Below are 19,714 nucleotides of genomic sequence, written 5' to 3' on the forward strand. Positions count from 1 at the left end.
GCCGATGTGTGCCGGTTCGTGCCGGTGTGTGCCGCCGCCGTCAGCTCCGGTTGACGGCCTTGCCGCTGGGCAGCGGGACGTACGGGAAGGAGGTGCCGAACGGCTTGTCGTTGCGGTCCACCTTGTCGCCCGCCGCCAGGGCCTGGACGAGCTTGCCGGTCAGCGCGGCGCCCTCCACGGCCTGCAGTTCGATGTCCACCACGTCGTCGGTGAGGCGGCGGCCGTTCGGGAAGCCGGCCAGGTCGCCGGCGAGCACGCCGAGCCGGTTGGGGTCCTTGGCCGGCGGGATCGCCATGTTCAGCCGCAGCATCTCCGAGGGGCGGAACCGGTCCGGGTCGGCGTCCTTGTTCAGGATCTGCGAGTTCAGGTCGGCCTTGATCGGGCCGTTCCTCTTCGCGATGCCGGTCAGGAAGATCTCGACCAGGTCGTTGCGCGGCGTCTTCGGTGCCTTGATGCCGTAGACGGCCTCGATCAGCTTGGGCAGTTCGGGGTCGGTGACCCGCTTGACGACCGGCGCGACGCCGGCGTCCTTGGCCGGGGGCAGCGCGTTGAACGCGTCCTTCAGCCCGGCCGGGACCACGACCTCGTTGACCAGCGGGTTGCCCAGCCGCGAGACCTGCACCCAGCCGTCGGGCCCCCTCTTGTCGGTGGTCGCCCACACGCCGATGACCGGGTTGCGCCGGACGTCGTGCCGCAGCGCCACCTCGGCGGCGGGCACCTGGACGGCCAGCGTGCTGACGTTGTAGCCCTTGGTGGTGTCCTGGCCGACCTCGGACAGGTTGCCGCCGTACAGCAGGTCGAACACCCGCAGGTCCAGGAAGAACGGCTCGTCGGCCTGGCCGGCGAAGGTCTTGCCGCCGCCCGGGATGCCCACGACGGCCTGGTCGCGCAGCACCCCGTAGTCGGGCATGGACGCGGTGCCGACGTTGCTGGGCGCGACGACGCCGTCGTGCACCAGCGTCCTGGTCCCCGATCCGGTGATCCGCTTGAGCGTGTAGCGCTGCCGGAACAGCAGGTTCGGGTCGTTGAGCGAGGTCACCGGCCCGTTGTTGTACAGGAAGGTGGCGTTGCCCCGCCTGTCGTCGTCGCGGAACGTCCACTGGTAGACGACGTCGGGACGCGCGTCGCCGTCATTGTCGATCTTGATGTTGTAGCGGGAGCGCGTGTCGAAGGAGTAGAAGTTCGGGCCGCCGTTGGGCTCCTGGAACGGGATCCAGTTCGCCAGCAGGGTCACGGTGTCGGCCTTGTCGGGGCTGACGAACGCGTAGACGTCGGTGGTGTCGTTACGCGGGTCGCCCGCGATCATCGGCGCCTCGCGGTGCGAGGACGCCACACCGGTATCGGTGCGGAGCAGTGCGAACGAGGAAGCGGCCAGCGCCCCCGCGACGCCCAGCCCGACCAGCGCGCGCCGGTTGATCCGGAGCTCCATGTCGGTTCGGTCCTTTCGACCAAGGATGAGGGTGTGTCCAAGGACCCGGCCGGGGTTCCTCGACCCTCTATTCGCCGCTGGAGCGTCCGCGGATTGGCGCGAGTTCCGGGGCCGCCTCCCCTCAGCCCTCCACGGAGGTCATGATCTCGGAGTCGGCCGCGAACTGGGTGGTGGCCAGCTCCCGGTACAGCGCGTCGCCGGACACCAGCTCGGCGTGCGTGCCGATCGCGCGTACGCGGCCGGCCTCCAGCACCACGATCCGGTCGGCGCCGGTGACCGTGGACAGGCGATGCGCGATCACGAGCACGGTCGTCTCGCCCGCAACCTCGTCGATGACCTCGCGCAGCCGCATCTCGTTCACCGCGTCGAGCTGGGAGGTGGCCTCGTCGAGCAGCAGCACCCGGGGCCGGCGCAGCAGCGCCCGCGCGATGGCCACCCGCTGCCGCTCGCCGCCCGAGAGCATCTGCCCCCGGTGCCCGACCGCCGTCTCCAGCCCTTCGGGCAGCCGCTCCACCAGGTCGGTGAGCTGCGTACGCCGCAGCACCTCGGCGATCTCGGCGTCGGTGGCGCCGGGCGCGCCGAAGACCAGGTTCTCCCGCAGCGACCCGGCGAGCACCGGCGCGTCCTGCTCCACGTAGCCGATCGCGGCACGCAGCTCCGGCAGCGGCAGCTCGGTCAGATCGCGGCCGTCGATCAGGATCGACCCGGACGCCGGCTCGTAGAAGCGTTCGAGCAGCGCGAAGATCGTGGACTTGCCCGCGCCCGACGGGCCGACCAGCGCGGTCATGCCGCCCGCCGGCACCTCGAACGAGACGCCGTGCAGCGCGGGCGAGCGGTCCTCGCCGTAGTGGAAGTGCACATCGCGCAGCGACAGCGCCGCCGGCGTGCTCTCCTTCTCCGCGACCGGCTCGTCCAGCGGCTCGGTCTCCAGGTCCTCGATCTCGCGCAGCCGGGTCACCGCCGCCAGCCCGGTCTGGAGCTGGGTGACGCCTTCGACCAGCATCGAGATCGGACCGGTCAGGTAGAACAGGTAGAGCAGGAACGCGATCAGCGCCGAGATCTCCAGCGACCCGTTCGCCACCCTGATCCCGCCGACCCCGAGCACCGCCAGGAAGGCCAGTTGCACGCCGAGCCAGGTCGAGGTGCCCGCGATGGCGCTCCAGCGGGCCGCGGTCACGCCGCGCCGCCACGCCTCCCGCGCCGCCACCCGCACGGCCTCGGTCTCGCGCGCCTCCGCCCCCGACGCCTTGACCGTACGGAACGCCTGCAGCGCGCGGTCCAGCCCGGCGCCCATCTCGCCGAGCGCCATCTGCGCCTGCGCGGTGGCCCGGCCGATGCGCGGGAACACGAACAGCCCGATCGCCGCGATCAGGGTCAGCACACCGAGCGTGACCCCGAGCAGCACCGGGTCCATGGCCGCCATCAGGGCCACGCACCCGATCAGCATGAACACGGCCGTGATCCCGTTGGTCACGCCGCTGGTGCACACCGCGCGCAGCAGCGTCGTGTCGGCGGTCACCCGCGACAGCAGGTCGCCGGGCTTGAGCCGGTCCACATCGTGCACGCGTAACCGCAGCATGCGCCCGACCAGCCCGAGCCGGGCGCTCAGCACGATGCTCTCGGCGGTGCGCTCCAGCACGTACGACCCGGCGGCCGAGATCGCGGCCCCGCACAGCACCAGCACCGTCAACAGCACGATCGGCCCGGCGAGCGACCCGCCCGACCCGAACGCCTCGATCACCGTCTTCGCGACCAGCGGCTCGGCCAGCCCCGCCATCCCGCCCACGAAGCCGAGCAGACCGCCGGCGACCAACATCCACTTCTGCGGCCTGATGTGCGTGAGCAACAACCGCCACGACCCTCGGGGAATCACGTCCGTGAAACGGCCCGGATGATCGCCTCCGTTCCACCCCGAGCCGGAGAGGACCGGAAATCATTACAAAGTAGGAGGTCAGTTCCGCACAAAGGATGAAGCCACTTCGCCGCGCAGCGCGATTGACGAGCAGGAAACCGGGAACTTCGGCTGTGCGGAGCCTCTCCTTTCCGCACAAGGGGGGCCGGTTTCCCGGGGCGTGCGCCCGGGACTGCGGCCGTTGGGGGCATCTCCGGCGGAACCCGCAGGGGATGCCCCCTCATGACCCCACCCCACCCGCTCCACCACCCGCCACGTCGCCACCCGGCACGAACCCCGCGCCGCCCGCCACGTCGCACCCACCCCGCCCCCCACGCCACCTCGCAGTGGCCTTCGCGCCGCGCCGCCGCCTGGCACGTAGTCTGCGCCGCGTCGCCACCTGGCACCCACCCCGTACTCCGCGCCACCTCGCGCGCGCCTCCCGCCGCGCCGCTGCCCGGCGCGCTGCGCCGCGTCGCCACCTGGCACCCACCCCGTACTCCGCGCCACCTCGCGCGCGCCTCGCGCCGCGCCGCCGCCTGGCGCGCTCTGCGTCGCGTCGCCACCTGGCGCCCACCTCGCGCCGCGCGCCATCTGGCGCGCATCTCGGCCGTGCCGCCACCTGGCACCGCGCCGCGCGGTCACCTCGCAGGCACCTCGCGCTGCGGGGTCGCCTTGCACGCAGCCGGCGCCGCGGGCCACCTTGCACTGCGCACCACGCACCCACTAGCACCGCTGCCCCCACCCCCGGCCACCGCTTATCCACCGCCACTCCTGCCCTACCCGGGCCACACCGCCCAGGGGGAGCTCTGCCTCAGCGACAGCCCCTGCCCCCGCAGGCACCTGCCCCCATAAGACCGTCGCCCCCACCAGCGTGGGTGCGAAGTGGCACCGGTGGCGGCCAGGTGGAGCGGGGCGGGTGCGAGTGCGGGCGGGGTGTCAGTGGCGGAGGTGCCGATGGGGGCGGAGGTCGCGGCGGGGTGCTGTGGGCGGAGGTGAGCCTGGGAGCAGAGGTGCTGCGCCGGGCGGGTGTGTCCGAGTTCGGGAGGAGGCAGCGGGAGGGCACGCACATTCCGGTACTACGTCCCGTCCCGTCTTTTGGGAGATGCACCGCTGCCTGGACACTCCCCGGTGCGGTTCGTGCGGGCTGGTGTGTCTCTCTTTTCCGGTTCGCGGCCCGTCGCGGGTTGACCGGGGTGGGGTGGGGGGATGATGCTGAATGAGTTCATTCAACATGGGAGGGGTGCCGGGGATGGCGGAGAGCCGGGTCGTGCGGGCGGCGCGGGGGAGCGCGATGACCGCGAAGGGGTGGCCGCAGGAGGCGGCGTTGCGGATGATCTGCAACAACCTGGACCCGGAGGTGGCGGAGCATCCTGAGCGGCTGGTGGTGTACGGCGGGTCGGGTAAGGCGGCGCGTGACTGGGCCTCGTTCGAGGCGATCACCCGGTCGCTGACGCGGCTGGACGGGGATGAGACGCTGCTGGTGCAGTCCGGGCGGCCCGTGGGCGTGATGCGTACGCACGAGTGGGCGCCGCGGGTGTTGATCGCGAACTCCAACCTGGTGCCCGAGTGGGCGAACTGGGAGGAGTTCCGGCGGCTGGAGGCCGCGGGGCTGACCATGTACGGGCAGATGACCGCCGGGTCGTGGATCTACATCGGCACCCAGGGCATCTTGCAGGGCACGTACGAGACCTTCGCCGCGGTCGCGGCCAAGCGGTTCGGCGGGTCGCTGGCCGGGACGATCACGCTGACCGCGGGGCTGGGCGGCATGGGCGGGGCGCAGCCGCTGGCGGTGACCATGAACGGCGGTGTGGCCATCTGCGTGGACTGCGACCCGCGCTCCATCGAGCGGCGCATCGGGCACCGGTACCTGGACGTGCGGGCGTCCTCGCTGGAGGAGGCGCTGCGGCTGGCGTACGAGGCGCGTGACGCCCGACGCCCGCTGTCGATCGGGGTGGAGGCCAACGCGGCCGACGCCGTGCCCGCGCTGCTGCGCATGGGCGCCGAGATCGACGTGGTGACCGACCAGACCAGCGCGCACGACCCGCTGATGTACCTGCCGCTCGGCATCGCCTTCGCCGACATGGCCGCCGAGCGCGACAAGGACCCCGAGGGCTTCACGGCGCGGGCCCGCGAGTCGATGGCCCGGCACGTCGAGGCCATGGTCGGCTTCCAGGACGCGGGGGCCGAGGTCTTCGACTACGGCAACTCGATCCGGGGCGAGGCGCGGCTCGGCGGCTACGAGCGGGCCTTCGCCTTCCCCGGGTTCGTGCCCGCGTACATCCGCCCGCTGTTCTGCCAGGGCAAGGGGCCGTTCCGGTGGGCCGCGCTGTCGGGCGACCCGGCCGACATCGCGGCCACCGACCGGGCCATCCTGTCGCTGTTCCCCGACAACGAGCCGCTGGCCCGGTGGATCAGGATGGCGGGGGAGAAGGTGGCGTTCCAGGGGCTGCCCGCGCGCATCTGCTGGCTCGGCTACGGCGAGCGCGACCTGGCCGGGGAGCGGTTCAACGACATGGTGGCCTCGGGCGAGCTGCAGGCGCCGATCGTGATCGGGCGCGACCATCTCGACTGCGGGTCGGTGGCCTCGCCGTACCGCGAGACCGAGGGCATGCTCGACGGCTCCGACGCCATCGCCGACTGGCCGCTGCTCAACGCGATGGTCAACGTGGCGAGCGGGGCGTCGTGGGTGTCGATCCACCACGGCGGCGGCGTCGGGATCGGCCGCTCGATCCACGCCGGGCAGGTCACGGTGGCCGACGGCAGCGCGCTGGCCGGGGAGAAGCTGGCGCGGGTGCTGTCCAACGACCCGGGCATGGGCGTGATCCGGCATGTGGACGCCGGCTACGAGGACGCCGTGAGCGTGGCCGCCCAGCGGCGGGTGCGGATTCCGATGCGCGAGCCGTGACGGCGCTCGCGTCCCGGAGGCGTCGGGTAGGTTGCCTGGAATGACCGGTGGGGCTGGAGGTGTTGGGCAGTACGTGGGGGACGGACTCGACAGACTTCTCGAAGGACGACGGCTCTCACCGGTGCAGCGGCGCATCGCGCACTATCTCGCCGAGAACCTCACCGAAGCGATCTTCCTGTCCAGCGTCGAGTTGGCCGAGCGGGCCGGCGTCAGCCAGCCCTCGGTCACCCGGTTCGCGATGGGGCTGGGTTTCGCCGGCTATCCCGAGCTGCGGCAGGCTCTGCGCCCGCTGGTCATCGGGGGCGAGGTCGCGCCGGAGCCGGGGGTGCGCCACGAAGGCGCGCGGCGCATGGCCGAGGCCGTGGACGACGAGCTGCGCAACCTGACCGCGGTGCGCAACCGGCTCAACGGCCGCCCGGCCGCCGACTCCGACGGCCACGGCGGCGAGGGCGGCGGGCTGGCCGAGCGCCTGACCGAGCTGGGCGGGGCGCTGGCGGCCTCGCAGCCGCTGCCGGTGCTGGGGCTGCGGGTCTCCGAGGGCCTGGCCACGACCTTCGGCTACTACGCGCGGCGCATCCACCCCGATGTGCGGCTGCTGACCCACGGCGGCTCCGAGCTGGCCGACGGCCTGCACGCCGCGCGGCGCGCGGGCGCGGAGTGGCTGGTGGCCGTGGTGCTGCCGCGCTACCCGGCCGAGGCCGTGCAGGCCCTGCGGTACGCCGACCGCCTGGGCCTGCGCATCGCGGTGATCAGCGACCGGCCCGCAGTGCCGTTCCCGGCCCAGGTCGTGCTGGACGCCCCGGTGAGCGACCGGCTGGTCTTCGACTCCCACGCGGCGCCGCTGGCCCTGGCCATGCTGCTGGTGGAGGCCATGGCCGACGCGGCGCCGCTGCGCACCCGGGCCCGGCTGGAGGAGCTGGAGCGGATGACCGAGGAGACCGGCGCCTTCCACCACGGCGCAGCCGAGAACTAGCCGGCGAGCCTGCGCATCGAGCGCACCGACCACGTCAGGGCCAGCACGGCCAGGACGAGGGTGAGCCCGAACGCCAGCGGGATCGAGCCGTCGCCGAGGTCGCCGGCGAACAGCGCCCGGCCGGCCTCGACGGCGTGGTAGAGCGGGTTGAACAGGGCCACGGTCTGCATCCACTGCGGGGCCAGCGACATCGGCAGCAGGATTCCGGTGAGCAGGATCAGCGGCATCGCGAAAAACTGCATGATCTGCGACATGCCGTTCTCGTCGCGCACGGCCAGCGCCATGCCGTACGACAGGCCGGAGGCGAGCATGCCGACGACCGCCATCAGCAGCAGCATGAGTAGCAGGCCGATCGGGTCGGCCCGCATCCCCATCAGCGCGGCCAGGCCGACCACGAGCAGGGCCTGCACGATGAGCTGGACGACGTCGCGGAGCGTGCGGCCGAGCACGATGGCGGGCCGCCACACCTGGCTGACGGCCAGCCGCTCCAGGTAGCCCTCGCGCAGCTCGTAGATCATGCCGAAGCCGACGAACAGCGAGCCGAACAGCGCGACCATCATCATCACGCCGGGCGTGAACGCCTCCAGCGCCTCGGCCTGTGAGGCGCCGACGGCGCCGGTGTTGGCGAGCAGCGGGGCGAACAGCAGCAGGTACAGCACCGGCTGGAGCACGCCGAACAGCGGCCAGATCGGGTTGCGCAGGGTGGAGCGCAGCTCGTACCCGAGGAAGAGCATCGTGTGCTTGAGCATTGGGGGGGTCCCGTCGGTCAGGCCGCGTCGCGCAGCGAGCGGCCGGTGTGGCGGAGGAAGACGTCGTCGAGGGTGGCGCGGTCCAGCGCGATCGACCGGATGGCGATGCCGTGCTCCTCAAGGGCGCGCAGCAGGTGGGGCAGGCGGTGCTCGCCGTCGTCGAGGTACGCGCGCAGCACGCCGTCCTCGGGGCGTACCTCCTTGACGTACTCCTGGGCGCCCAGCAGGTCCGTGGCCCGCCCGGCGGCGCCGTCGGCGAGCCGCAGCGTCACCACGTCGCCCGCGACCTGCTTCTTCAGTTCGGCCGGCGTGCCCTCGGCGACGACCAGGCCGTGGTCGATGATGGCGAGGCGGTCGCACAGCGCGTCGGCCTCGTCGAGGTAGTGGGTGGTGAGCAGCACGCTGGTGCCCCGCTCGCGCAGGGCGCGCACCTCGTCCCACAGGTTGGCCCGGTTCTGCGGGTCCAGGCCGGTGGTGGGCTCGTCCAGGAACAGCAGCGGGGGCTCGTTGACCAGGCCGATGGCCAGCGCGATGCGGCGCTTCTGGCCGCCGGACAGCGTGCGCACCGGGCGGTCGGCGACCTCGGCCAGGCTGAAGGCGGCCAGCAGTTCCGCGGCCCGCTTGTCCGCCTCGTGCCTGGTCATGCCGGCGATGCGGGCGGCCAGCACGATGCCCGCGCGGCCGGTCGCGTTCTCGTCCACGCCGCCCGCCTGGCCGACGTACCCGATCCGCCGCCGGACCTTGGCCGGCTCGGCGCGTACGTCGTGCCCGGCGACGGTGGCGGTGCCCTCGGTGGGCTCGATCAGGGTGGCGAGCATGCGCACGGTGGTGGTCTTGCCGGCCCCGTTGGGGCCGAGGCAGGCGAAGATCTCGCCCTCGCCGATGGTCAGGTCGATCCCTTTGACGGCCTCCACGATCTGGTGGCCGCGTTGCCCGCGCCGGGCGCGCGTCTTGAAGGACTTCTTCAGTCCCCGGGCGTCAACGATCACGGTGTCTCCAGGGTGGGTCGGGGGTGTCAACGTACATTGACAGATATGTGTCCGTCAACCTTGGTTGACGGCGTGCCGTGGTGGTGTCAGGGCAGGTCGCCGGACTCGACCCGGCCCATCGCCTCGCGCAGCCAGTCGAGCTGGGCGCGCAACTGGGCCGACTGCAGGCGCAGGTTCTCGTCGATGTGCCGGGGCGCGCCGTACGCCTGCTTGGCGCCGAGGGCTCGTTCGAGCATCTTGAGCGACAGTTCGAGCTGCTCGGCCCGCCCGCGCATGGCGTCGAGGAGCTGCGGCCGGTCCAGGCGGTCCATGAAGGTCAGGGCCACCTGGAACGGATCGACGATCGGCTTGATCTCCCACCAGTACCCGAAGAGCCTGCTGTGGAAGTCCTGCCGCCCGGCGTCGGTGATCGCGTAGACGGTCTTGCCGCCCCTGCCCCCTTCCACCACTTCGAGCAGGCCCTCGTCGGCCATCTTGGCCAGGCCGTGGTAGATCGAGCCGAAGGCGACGTTGGCCCAGTTGTCGGCGCCCCACAGCTCCAGCCGGCGCCGCACCTCGTAGCCGTGCAGCGGGCCGTCCAGCAGGACGCCCAGGATCAGTATCCGGGTCGAGGAGGACATGCTCAAGTTTGAGTACAAATTTGAGTAGAAGTCAAACGCATTCCGCTGAATGAAGTCATTCACTAGGGTGGAGGGGTGACAGAGGCGACGTTCGACGGCATGTGGCGGGCGATCTCCGAGGTGGGGCGCGACCCCGGGGGCGGATACACACGCGACGCCTGGTCGCCCCCCGACCTGGAGCTGCGCGAGTGGTTCCGGCAGGAGGCCGCGCGGCGCGGGCTCGACGCGCACGAGGACCGCAACGGCAACATGTGGGCCTGGTGGGGCGACCCCGACACCCCCGGCGGCGGCGTGGTGACCGGCAGCCACCTCGACTCGGTGCGCCAGGGCGGCGCGTACGACGGCCCGCTCGGCGTCGTGTCCGCCTTCGCCGCGCTCGACGACCTGCGCGCCCGCGGCGTACGCCCCCGCCGCCCCGTCGCGGTCGCCTGCTTCACCGACGAGGAGGGCGCCAGGTTCGGCGTGCCCTGCATCGGGTCGCGGCTGCTCACCGGCGCGCTCGACCCCGGCCGCGCCCGCGCGCTGACCGGCGACGACGGCGGCACCCTCGCCGAGGCGATGCGCGCCGCCGGGCGCGACCCCGGCGGGCTCGGCCGCGACGAGACGACCCTGCGCCGCGTCGGCGTCTTCGTCGAGCTGCACGTCGAGCAGGGCCGGGCGCTGGTGCACGAGGAGGCGCCGGTCGGGGTCGGCCGGGCCATCTGGCCGCACGGCCGCTGGCGGCTGGAGTTCCGCGGCCGGGCCGACCACGCCGGCACCACCCGCCTCGCCGACCGCGACGACCCGATGCTGCCCTTCGCCGAGACCGTGCTCGCCGCCCGCGAGGCCGCGCGGCGGCACGGCGTGGTCGCCACCGTGGGCAAGGTGCGGGTGCGGCCGGGCAGCGCCAACGCGATCCCCGGGCGGGTCACCGCCTGGCTCGACGCCCGGGGCCCGGAGGAGGGCCCGGTGCGCGCCCTGGTCGCCGAGCTGGCCCCGCGCGCCGCCGAGGTCGCCTGCGAGTCGTGGACGCCCCTGGTGGAGTTCGACCCCGCGCTGCGCGACCGGCTCGCCGCCGCGCTCGGCGGCGTCCCCGTGCTGCCCACCGGCGCCGGCCACGACGCCGGCGTCCTCGCCTCGGCAGGGGTCCCCAGCGCCATGGTGTACGTCCGCAACCCGACGGGAATCTCCCACTCTCCGGAGGAGCACGCCGAGCCGGACGACTGCCGCGCCGGAGTCGCCGCGCTCGCCCGGGTAGTGGAGGAGCTGTGCACGTGAGCTACTGGTGCGAGCTCGCCTGGGTGCCTCCGGGGGAGGTGGCCGAGGGCGTGCTCGTGCGGGTCGAGGGACGCCGGATCGCCGAGGTCGTGCCCGGCGTGGCCGGGCCGCCCCCCGGCTCCGTGGCCCTGGCCGGGCTCACCCTGCCCGGCCTGGCCAACGCCCACTCCCACGCCTTCCACCGTGCGCTGCGCGCGACCACGCAGGCGGGCAAGGGCGACTTCTGGACCTGGCGGGAACGCATGTACGACGTCGCCGCCGCGCTCGACCCCGACTCCTACCTGGCGCTGGCCCGCGCGACGTACGCGGAGATGGCCCTGGCCGGGGTGACCTGCGTGGGGGAGTTCCACTACCTGCACCACGGGCCCGGCGGGCGGCCGTACGACGACCCGAACGCCATGGGCCACGCGCTGGTGGCCGCCGCGCGCGAGGCGGGGCTGCGCATCACGCTGCTCGACGCCTGCTACCTCACCGGCGGCGTGGGCGGGGCGCCGCTGACCGGCGTACAGGAGAGGTTCGGCGACGGCGACGCCGCCCGGTGGGCCGGGCGGGTGGAGGCGCTGGCCGCCGCGTACGCCCACGACGAGGACGTGGAGATCGGCGTGGCCGTCCACTCCGTGCGCGCGGTGCCGCCCGGCGAGATGCACGTCGTCTCGGAGTTCTCCCACCACCACGCGGTGCCGTTGCACGCGCACGTGTCCGAGCAACCTGCGGAGAACGAGGCGTGCGAGCGGGCGCACGGCATGTCTCCGGTACGCCTGCTGTACGAGCGCGGCGTGCTCAGCCCCCGCTTCACCGCCGTCCACGCCACCCACGTCGGCGGGCGCGACCGGGGGCTGCTCGGCGAGTCGGGCGCGTACGTGTGCATGTGCCCCACCACCGAGCGCGACCTCGCCGACGGCATCGGCCCGGCGCGCGAGCTGTGCGAGGCGGGCTCCCCGATCACCCTGGGCACCGACGGCCACGCCAGCATCGACATGTTCGAGGAGGCGCGCGCGGTCGAGCTGGACGAGCGGCTGCGTACCGGGCGGCGCGGCCACTGGACCGCCGCGGAGCTCCTCCAGACCGCCACCGCCTGCGGCCACGACTCGCTCGGCTTCCCCGACGCCGGCACCCTGGTGCCGGGCGCGTGGGCCGACCTGGTGTCGGTCCGGCTCGACTCCGTGCGCACGGCCGGCGCGCGCCCCGAGACCGCCGCCGAGGCCGCCGTCTTCGCCGCGACCGCCGCCGATGTTCATTCAGTGGTATCCAGTGGCCGCCGGATCGTGACCGAAGGCCGCCATGTTCTCGGGGACGTGGGTGCCATGCTTGGGGCAGCGATCCGGGAGATCACATGACATCAGTCCTCTTCGACGAGATCGGGGTGCTCTACACCGGCGACCCCGAGCGCGAGGAGCTCGCGAACGCCGCGGTGGTGATCGAGGGCGACGCCGTGGCGTGGGTGGGCCCGTCCGGCGAGGCGCCCGAGGCCGACGAGCGGGTGGACGTCGAGGGGCGCTGCGTGGTCCCCGGCTTCGTGGACAGCCACTCCCACCTGGTCTTCGCCGGCGACCGCACCGAGGAGTTCGCCGCGCGCATGGCCGGCAGGCCCTACTCGGCGGGCGGCATACGCACCACCGTCGAGGCCACCCGGCACGCCGCCGACTCCGAGCTGGCCACGCGCACGGCCGCGCTGGTCGCCGAGATGCTGTCCCAGGGCACGACCACCGTCGAGATCAAGAGCGGCTACGGCCTGACCGTGGCCGACGAGCGGCGCGCGCTGGAGATCGCGGGCGCGTTCACCGAGGAGACCACCTTCCTGGGGGCGCACGTCGTGCCCGCCGAGGTGCCCGCCGACGACTACGTCCGCCTGGTCACCGGCCCCATGCTGGAGGCGTGCGCGCCGCACGCGCGCTGGATCGACGTGTTCTGCGAGCGCGGGGCCTTCGACGGCGACCAGACCCGCGAGATCCTGGCCGCCGGGCTCAAGGCCGGGCTCGGCGCCCGGGTGCACGCCGCCCAGCTCGGCCCGGGGCCCGGCGTGCGGATCGCCTGCGAGCTGGGCGCGGCCTCCGCCGACCACTGCACCCACCTCACCGACTCCGACGTCGAGGCGCTGGCCTCCTCCGGCGTGGTGGCCACCCTGCTGCCCGGCGCCGAGTTCTCCACCCGCTCGCCCTATCCCGACGCCCGCCGCCTCATCGACGCCGGGGTGACCGTCGCCATCGCCACCGACTGCAACCCCGGCTCGTCGTTCACCTCCTCCATGTCCTTCTGCGTCGCGCTGGCCGTGCGCGAGATGCGCATGACGCCGCTGGAGGCGATCAGGGCGGCGACGTACGGCGGGGCGCGGGCGCTGCGCCGCGCCGACGTGGGCGTGCTGCGCCCCGGCGCCCGCGCCGACCTGGTGCTTCTCGACGCCGCCTCCTACGTCCACCTGGCCTACCGGCCCGGCGTGCCGCTGGTGCGGCAGGTGTGGCGCGAGGGCCGAAGAGTGGTCTGACGCCCCGCGCGGGAGCGAAATAGGCCCCCGGAACGCGGTGACATCCTCCGTAGGGAGGAATCCAGAACCGTCCTGCGGGCGTATCTCTTGAGGGAATCTTTGCCTCGGCCGGCTCGTTCATCGGGGTGAACGGCAAGTTCGGGCGCGGCGGGAACGAGGTGCCAAGGGGATGGCAAGGCCCACGGGGAATCGCACGCAGGAGCAGCAGGCCACCGAGCGGGACCTGCTGGGGACCTACCTGGCAGAGATCGGGCGGGTCCCGCTGCTCTCCGCGGCGGAGGAGGTCGAGCTCGCCAAGCGCATAGAGGCGGGTCTTTACGCCGAGCAACTGCTCGACAGCGCGCTCAGCGAGCCGCGTACGGGGGACGCGACCGATGAGGAGCTGGAGCGCCTGGCGGTGTCCGGCCAGCGGGCCAAGGACGAGTTCATCCAGGCCAACCTGCGCCTGGTCGTGGCGGTGGCGCGCAAGTACTCCGGGCGCGGCATGCCGCTCATCGACCTGGTCCAGGAGGGCAACCTGGGCCTGGTGCGCGCGGTGGAGAAGTTCGACTACCGCCGCGGCTACAAGTTCTCCACCTACGCCACCTGGTGGATCCGCCAGTCGGTGGGCCGCGCGATCCACGAGCAGGCCCGGCCCGTACGCCTGCCCACCCACGCCGGCGAGCAGATGACCCGGCTGATGCGGGTCCGCCGCGACATGCTGGCCGAGTTCGACATGGAGCCCACCGACAGCGACCTGGCCGAGGTCCTCGACCTGCCCATCGAGCGGGTGCGCGAGCTGCGCCGCTGGGCCTCCGACCCGGTCTCGCTCCAGCTCGGCGTGGGCGACGAGGACGAGACCGAGCTGGGCGACATGATCGCCGACGAGACCTGGGCCGACCCCGAGCAGCAGGCCATCGACGTCCTGGAGCGCGAGCGCCTGGAGCACTGGCTGACCGGCCTGGAGGGCCAGGTCCGCGAGATGCTGCGCTGGCGCTACGGCCTGATGGACGGCCGCGAGCACACCCTCACCGAGGTGGGCGAACGCTACGGCATCGGCCGCGACCGCGCCCGCCGAATCGAGCGCGACGCCCTGGCCCGCCTCCGCAAGATGGCCACCGCCGCCTGACCCACGTTCCACCCCCCCACGCCGCGCGTCACCTCCCGGTGCGTGCGGCGTCCGCGTCTCCGGACAGCACGGTCCCGCGCCCGCGCTCCCAGGGTGCGTGCGGCGGACACGGGGTGCGTGGGGTGGGGAGTTTCCGGGCTGACGAGGACGGGGCGCGTTCCTGGGGTGGGTGCAGTGCATACGGGGTGGGTGGAGTGGGGAGTTCCCGGGCTGACCGTGACCGCGCCGTGCTCCCGGGGTGAGTGGGGCGTGCACGGGATGCGCGGCACGAGGAGTCCCCGGGCCGACGCGACCGCGGCGCTCCCGGGTGGGAGCGGCGTGCACGGGGGCATGGAGCGGGAGTCCCGGGCCGACCGCGACCCGCGCCGCGTTCCTGGGGTGGGTGCAGTGCATACGGAGTGGGTGGAGTGGGGAGTCCCCGGACCGGCCGCAACCGCGCTGCGCTGTCCGCGCTGCGCTGTCCGCGCTGCGCTGTCCGCGCTGCGCTGTCCGCGTTGCGCTCTCCGGGGTGGGTGCGGCGTGCATGAGGTGCCCGGGGCGGGGGAGTTCCCGGGCCACCCTGCCTGCGCCGCGCTCCCCGGGGCGGGTGGGCGTGCACGGGGCGCGTGGAGCGGGGGTCCCCAGGCTGACGTGACCGCGCCGCGTTCCGGGGGCGGGGGCGGCGTACATGAGGGCGTGGAGCGGGGAATCCGCAAGGGCCACCATGTCGCGAGACCGCGCTTCTCGCGCCGCGCCGTGCTTCCCGGGATGGGGGCGGCGTGCATGGGTGCGTGGTGGAGCGGGGAGTCCCCCAGGGCGATCATGACCATGCCTCGCTCCGGGCGTGGCGCGGTGGTCGCGGGGCGGGGCGGTCTTTGGCGGGTGTGGGGCGTATTGGGGCTATGGGGATGTCCGAAACTTTTGTGAAACATCACATGGCCGAGATTCACGTACGCGAAACACGCAAGGTCGTGGCTTGAAACGGCGGAAGACGACGCTGTGGGCGCAACGGAGGGCGAAGCCATGCCCCACAGGCTGTGGCCGACCCCCCCGGAACGACGTCAGTGCGCAGCCGGTCAATGAAGCCCTGGAGGCGCTCACTGCGATAGGGACCACCGGCCACACGCCATTTGTAAGGAGGGTCGCTTCGAATGGAGATCGATAGCGGCACCACAGCCTGGATGCTCGTGAGCACCGCTCTCGTGCTGCTCATGACTCCGGGTCTCGCGTTCTTCTACGGGGGCATGACCAGGGCCAAGAGCGTCCTGAACATGATGATGATGTCCTGGGTCAGCATCATCGTGGTGACCATCGCCTGGGTGCTCTACGGCCACTCGCTGGCCTTCGACCCCGCGGGCGACGGCGAAGGGTTCGTGAATCAGATCGTCGGCGGTCTCGACAACCTCGGCCTGTCCGGTCTGGTGGACACCGCGACGAAGGACGACGGCACGGGCATGCCGAACCTCGTCTTCTCGGCCTTCCAGATGACCTTCGCGATCATCACGGTGGCGCTGATCAGCGGTGCCATCGCCGATCGTGCCAAGTTCGGCGCGTGGGTGGTCTTCGGGCTGGTGTGGGCCACCCTGGTCTACTTCCCCGTGGCGCACTGGGTGTGGGGCGGCGGCTGGCTGAGCGGCCTCGGCATCATGGACTTCGCCGGCGGCACGGTCGTGCACATCAACGCCGGAGCCGCGGCGCTTGCGGTCGCGCTGGTGCTGGGCAAGCGGGTCGGCTGGCGCAAGGACCCGATGCGCCCGCACAACCTGACCCTCGTGCTCCTCGGCGCGGGTCTGCTGTGGTTCGGCTGGTTCGGCTTCAACGCCGGTTCGGAGCTCGCCGTCGACGGCGTCACCGGCCTGGCGTTCATGAACACCCAGATCGCCACCGCGGTCGCGGCCGGCGCCTGGATCCTGGTGGAGAAGCTGCGCGACGGGCACTCGACCACGCTGGGCGTCGCCTCCGGCGCGGTCGCCGGCCTGGTCGCGATCACCCCGGCCTGCGGTTTCGTCGAGCCGTGGGGCGCCTTCATCATCGGCGCCATCGCCGGTGCCGCCTGCTCCTACGCGGTGGGCCTGAAGTACAAGCTCGGCTACGACGACTCGCTCGACGTGGTCGGCGTGCACCTGGTCGGCGGGGTCATCGGCGCCGTGGCGCTCGGTTTCATCGCCACCCGCCCGGCCCTGGAGGGGCAGCAGGAGGGCATCCTGACCGGCGGCCCGATCGGGCAGCTCGGCGTCCAGGCGCTCGGCCCGGTCGCGGTCGGCGTCTACTCCTTCGTGATCTCCTGGATCCTCGCCAAGGTGATCGACAAGACCATGGGCTTCCGTATCTCCCAGGAGGACGAGGTCACCGGCGTCGACATCACCACCCACGCCGAGACCGGCTACGACCTCGGCACGATTCACTCCTCGGGTGTCGCCTCGCCCAACGGCCCGGCGGCGGTCCCCACCCCCGCTGGTAAGAAGGTGGACGCATGAGACTGATCACCGCAGTCATCAAGCCCTTCAAGCTCGATGACGTGAAGGCCGCCCTGGAGCAGTTCGGCATCAAGGGCATGACGGTCAGCGAGGCCAGCGGCTACGGCCGCCAGCGCGGGCACACCGAGGTGTACCGCGGCGCCGAGTACCAGGTGGACCTGGTGCCCAAGGTGCGCCTTGAGGTGCTGGCCGAGGAGGAGGACGCCGAGGACGTCATCGACGTCATCGTCAAGGCCGCCCAGACCGGCAAGATCGGCGACGGCAAGGTGTGGTCCGTGCCGGTGGACACGGTGGTCCGGGTCCGCACCGGGGAACGCGGGCCGGAGGCGCTGTAGCCGAAATGATGAGAGGCGACGCTCGCTCGTTCGCCCCGGCCCGCAAGGAGCGGGCCGGGGACATCGACAGGTGGCTCACCGACCTCCTTCGTACGGCGTGCGCGATGCCGTACCCGCGGGAGCGCGGTGACGCGAAGGGCGGACCGCTCGCCACCGACGAGCGCGGCACCACGCTCGGTGTCGCGCTCGTCGCGGTCGGCAGCCTGGGGCGGGGTGAACTCGCCCCCGGCAGCGACCTTGACCTGGTCCTGTTGCACAACGGCCGCGACGACGTGGCCAGGATCGCCGACCGCATCTGGTATCCCATCTGGGACTCCGGGGTCGGGCTCGACCACTCGGTACGCACGGTGGACGAGGCGGCCAAGGTCGCCCGGGAGGACCTCAAGGCGGTGCTGGGCCTGATCCAGGCCCGGCACATCGCCGGAGACCCGGAGCTGACCCGGGCGGTGCGCGAGACCGTGCTGGCCGACTGGCGCGCCGACTCCCGGCGCAGGCTCGCCGAGCTGCGCGACTCCGCCGACAAGCGGGCGGAGGCGAGCGGCGAGCTGGCCTTCCTGCTCGAACCCGACCTGCGCGACTCGCGGGGCGGGCTGCGCGACGTTCAGGCGATGCAGGCCGTGGCCGCCGCCTGGGTGGCCTCGGCGCCCGGACCCCGGGTGCGCGAGGCGTACGAACTGCTGCTCGACATCCGGCACGGCCTGCACCTCGTCACCGCCCGCGGCACCGACCGCCTGGTGCTCCAGGAGCAGGACGCCGTCGCGGGCACGCTCGGCCTCCTGGACGCGGAGGCCCTGATGCGCAGGCTCGCCGAGGCCGGCCGGACGATCTCGCACGCCTTCGACTCCACGTGGCGCACGGTGGACCGGCTGCTGTCGGGGCCCGTGCCGCGCGGGCGGCGCCCGCTCGCCGACGGCGTGGTCGAGCACGGCGGCGAGGTCGTGCTCGCGCGCGGCGTGAACCCGCGCAAGGACCCCGTGCTCGTGCTCCGCGCCGCCGCCGCCGCGGCGGAGGCGGGGCTGCCGCTGGCCCCCGCGACCGTGACCATGCTGGCCAACCAGTCGCCGCCGATGCCGGTGCCGTGGCCGGATGAGGCGCGTGATGCGCTTGTGGCCCTGCTGGGCGCTGGGAGGGCCGCGGTGCCCGTCTGGGAGGAACTGGACCAGGCGGGCGTCCTGGTGCGTCTGCTGCCCGACTGGGAGCGCGTACGGCACCGTCCGCAGCGCAACCCGGTGCACAGGTACACCGTGGACCGCCATCTGATCGAGACCGCGGCCGGGGCGGCGGCGTACACGCGTGAGGTGTCGCGCCCGGACCTGCTGCTGATCTCGGCGCTGCTGCACGACATCGGCAAGGGCTGGCCCGGCGACCACTCCTCCACCGGGGAGGTCGTGGCGCGCGACATCGGCGCGCACATCGGGCTGCCGCCCGCCGACGTGGAGATCCTGGCCACGGTGGTGCGGCACCACCTGCTGCTGCCCGAGACGGCCACCAGGCGCGACCTGGACGACCCGGTGACGATCTCGCGGGTGGCCGAGGCGGTGGGCACCCGGGAGGTGCTGGAGCTGCTGGCCGCCCTGGCGGTGGCCGACGGCCATGCCACCGGCCCGGCCGCGTGGAACTCCTGGAAGGCGTCGCTGGTCTCCGACCTGGTACGCCGTGTGCGCTCGGTGCTCTCGGGCACCCCTCTCCCTCCGGCTCCTTCGCTCTCGCCCGAGCAGGCCGCCCTCGCCCGGCACGGCGGCGGCGCCGTGCGGGTCAACGGCGGCGCGGTCACCGTGGTGGCCCCCGACCGGCCCGGTCTGCTGTGGCGGGCGGCCGGCGTGCTCGCCGCGCACCGCCTGGTGGTGCGGTCGGCGCAGGCGGCGTCGGCGGGGTCGACGGCGGTGATCGAATTCTCCGTCGTGCCGGAGTATGGCACGCCACCGGACCCGGCGATGCTGGAATCCGACCTCCGCCTGGTCCTCGCCGGGCGGCTCGACATCGAGCAGCGCCTCGCCCGGCGTACCCGGTCGATGCGGCCCCCGCGCGTGCCCGTGGCGCCACCTAGAGTGACCGTCCTGGAGGACGCGTCCGAGACCGCGACCGTGGTAGAGGTCCGGGCTCATGACCGTCCGGGGCTTTTGTGGCGGATTGGCAGAGCTTTCGGCGAATGCGGTCTTGACGTACAGGCGGCACGCGTGGAGACTCTCGGCGCAGAAGCGGTGGATGTCTTCTATGTTGTGGACCGCGCCGGTCGCCTTCTGGCAGATGAAGATCAGCGCAACCAGGTTCGCAACCAGGTGCTCGCTGCGCTACGGTAGCCAGGCAGTCCAGCACATTCTGTCACCTTTGTAACGATTCAATCCGGCTTAGCCGGTCTTTCCAATATGCTTCGTGACCCTGTGGTCGAATAGGCCTGGTTTGGTTGCGACGGTTGGGGGTAGCGGGAGCGTGGCGACGGGTAGTACCGAGAGTGGTCGTACCGCCAAGCACGATCGCGGGCGGCCCTCTTTCGCGAAGCGCGTGTTCGCGCTGCGA

General features: G+C 72.8%; 14 protein-coding genes. 9 read left to right on the forward strand and 5 right to left on the reverse strand.

What is annotated here, in order from left to right:
- Positions 1-40 precede the first annotated feature (40 nt).
- Both HNP84_RS39180 and HNP84_RS39185 read right to left on the reverse strand, forming a co-directional pair.
- A complete protein-coding gene (locus HNP84_RS39180; RefSeq protein WP_185055118.1) occupies positions 41-1,429 on the reverse strand; it encodes a DUF4331 domain-containing protein in 1,389 nt (462 codons plus the stop codon).
- Positions 1,430-1,550: 121 nt separating this feature from the next.
- Positions 1,551-3,278: an ABC transporter ATP-binding protein gene (locus HNP84_RS39185; RefSeq protein ID WP_312926758.1), complete on the reverse strand. Its 1,728-nt coding sequence runs from the start codon at positions 3,276-3,278 to the stop codon at positions 1,551-1,553.
- A 1,294-nt stretch (positions 3,279-4,572) separates the two neighbouring features.
- Here HNP84_RS39185 and hutU point away from each other — a divergent pair.
- On the forward strand, positions 4,573-6,228 hold the full coding sequence (gene hutU / locus HNP84_RS39190; RefSeq protein ID WP_185055204.1) for a urocanate hydratase: 1,656 nt from the start codon (positions 4,573-4,575) through the stop codon (positions 6,226-6,228).
- A gap of 73 nt (positions 6,229-6,301) precedes the next feature.
- Positions 6,302-7,201, forward strand: coding sequence for a MurR/RpiR family transcriptional regulator (locus HNP84_RS39195; protein ID WP_312926759.1), 900 nt, complete (start codon positions 6,302-6,304; stop codon positions 7,199-7,201).
- Here the strand turns inward: HNP84_RS39195 and HNP84_RS39200 are convergent.
- The 3 genes from HNP84_RS39200 to HNP84_RS39210 form a co-directional block, all read right to left on the reverse strand.
- A complete protein-coding gene (locus HNP84_RS39200) occupies positions 7,198-7,950 on the reverse strand; it encodes an ABC transporter permease (protein ID WP_185055120.1) in 753 nt (250 codons plus the stop codon). The two genes, HNP84_RS39195 and HNP84_RS39200, sit on opposite strands and share 4 nt — an antisense overlap.
- Before the next feature lie 17 nt (positions 7,951-7,967).
- On the reverse strand, positions 7,968-8,936 hold the full coding sequence (locus tag HNP84_RS39205) for an ATP-binding cassette domain-containing protein (RefSeq protein WP_185055205.1): 969 nt from the start codon (positions 8,934-8,936) through the stop codon (positions 7,968-7,970).
- Between the two features lie 89 nt (positions 8,937-9,025).
- Positions 9,026-9,559, reverse strand: coding sequence for a PadR family transcriptional regulator (locus HNP84_RS39210; protein WP_185055121.1), 534 nt, complete (start codon positions 9,557-9,559; stop codon positions 9,026-9,028).
- 99 nt (positions 9,560-9,658) lie between these two features.
- Between HNP84_RS39210 and HNP84_RS39215 the strand changes: the two genes are divergently transcribed.
- The 7 genes from HNP84_RS39215 to HNP84_RS39245 all read left to right on the forward strand — a co-directional run bounded on the left by HNP84_RS39215 (position 9,659) and on the right by HNP84_RS39245 (position 19,497).
- Positions 9,659-10,816, forward strand: a complete 1,158-nt coding sequence (locus tag HNP84_RS39215) for an allantoate amidohydrolase (RefSeq protein ID WP_185055206.1) — start codon at positions 9,659-9,661, stop codon at positions 10,814-10,816.
- A complete protein-coding gene (locus tag HNP84_RS39220) occupies positions 10,807-12,153 on the forward strand; it encodes a formimidoylglutamate deiminase (protein WP_185055122.1) in 1,347 nt (448 codons plus the stop codon). Before HNP84_RS39215 ends, HNP84_RS39220 begins: the two co-directional genes overlap by 10 nt.
- Positions 12,150-13,298 (forward strand): imidazolonepropionase, encoded by a 1,149-nt coding sequence (gene hutI / locus HNP84_RS39225; protein WP_185055123.1) that lies wholly within the window; start codon positions 12,150-12,152, stop codon positions 13,296-13,298. Before HNP84_RS39220 ends, hutI begins: the two co-directional genes overlap by 4 nt.
- A gap of 169 nt (positions 13,299-13,467) precedes the next feature.
- Positions 13,468-14,406 (forward strand): sigma-70 family RNA polymerase sigma factor, encoded by a 939-nt coding sequence (locus HNP84_RS39230; protein WP_185055124.1) that lies wholly within the window; start codon positions 13,468-13,470, stop codon positions 14,404-14,406.
- 1,130 nt (positions 14,407-15,536) lie between these two features.
- A complete protein-coding gene (locus tag HNP84_RS39235; protein WP_185055125.1) occupies positions 15,537-16,862 on the forward strand; it encodes an ammonium transporter in 1,326 nt (441 codons plus the stop codon).
- Positions 16,859-17,197: a P-II family nitrogen regulator gene (locus tag HNP84_RS39240; protein WP_185055126.1), complete on the forward strand. Its 339-nt coding sequence runs from the start codon at positions 16,859-16,861 to the stop codon at positions 17,195-17,197. The genes HNP84_RS39235 and HNP84_RS39240 overlap by 4 nt, the downstream gene beginning before the upstream one ends.
- Before the next feature lie 5 nt (positions 17,198-17,202).
- Complete coding sequence (locus tag HNP84_RS39245) at positions 17,203-19,497, forward strand: [protein-PII] uridylyltransferase (RefSeq protein WP_246519245.1); 2,295 nt, start codon at positions 17,203-17,205, stop codon at positions 19,495-19,497.
- Positions 19,498-19,714: the final 217 nt, after the last annotated feature.

Source organism: Thermocatellispora tengchongensis, assembly GCF_014202315.1.
Taxonomy (GTDB): Bacteria; Actinomycetota; Actinomycetes; order Streptosporangiales; family Streptosporangiaceae; genus Thermocatellispora; species Thermocatellispora tengchongensis.

Coding starts and splice junctions, on each gene's coding strand:
- HNP84_RS39245 (WP_246519245.1), top strand. CDS start 17,203: ATGATGAGAGGCGACGCTCGCTCGTTCGCCCCGGCCCGCAAGGAGCGG.
- hutU (WP_185055204.1), top strand. CDS start 4,573: ATGGCGGAGAGCCGGGTCGTGCGGGCGGCGCGGGGGAGCGCGATGACC.
- HNP84_RS39215 (WP_185055206.1), top strand. CDS start 9,659: ATGTGGCGGGCGATCTCCGAGGTGGGGCGCGACCCCGGGGGCGGATAC.
- HNP84_RS39230 (WP_185055124.1), top strand. CDS start 13,468: ATGGCAAGGCCCACGGGGAATCGCACGCAGGAGCAGCAGGCCACCGAG.
- HNP84_RS39210 (WP_185055121.1), bottom strand. CDS start 9,559: ATGTCCTCCTCGACCCGGATACTGATCCTGGGCGTCCTGCTGGACGGC.
- hutI (WP_185055123.1), top strand. CDS start 12,150: ATGACATCAGTCCTCTTCGACGAGATCGGGGTGCTCTACACCGGCGAC.
- HNP84_RS39200 (WP_185055120.1), bottom strand. CDS start 7,950: ATGCTCAAGCACACGATGCTCTTCCTCGGGTACGAGCTGCGCTCCACC.
- HNP84_RS39235 (WP_185055125.1), top strand. CDS start 15,537: ATGGAGATCGATAGCGGCACCACAGCCTGGATGCTCGTGAGCACCGCT.
- HNP84_RS39180 (WP_185055118.1), bottom strand. CDS start 1,429: ATGGAGCTCCGGATCAACCGGCGCGCGCTGGTCGGGCTGGGCGTCGCG.
- HNP84_RS39240 (WP_185055126.1), top strand. CDS start 16,859: ATGAGACTGATCACCGCAGTCATCAAGCCCTTCAAGCTCGATGACGTG.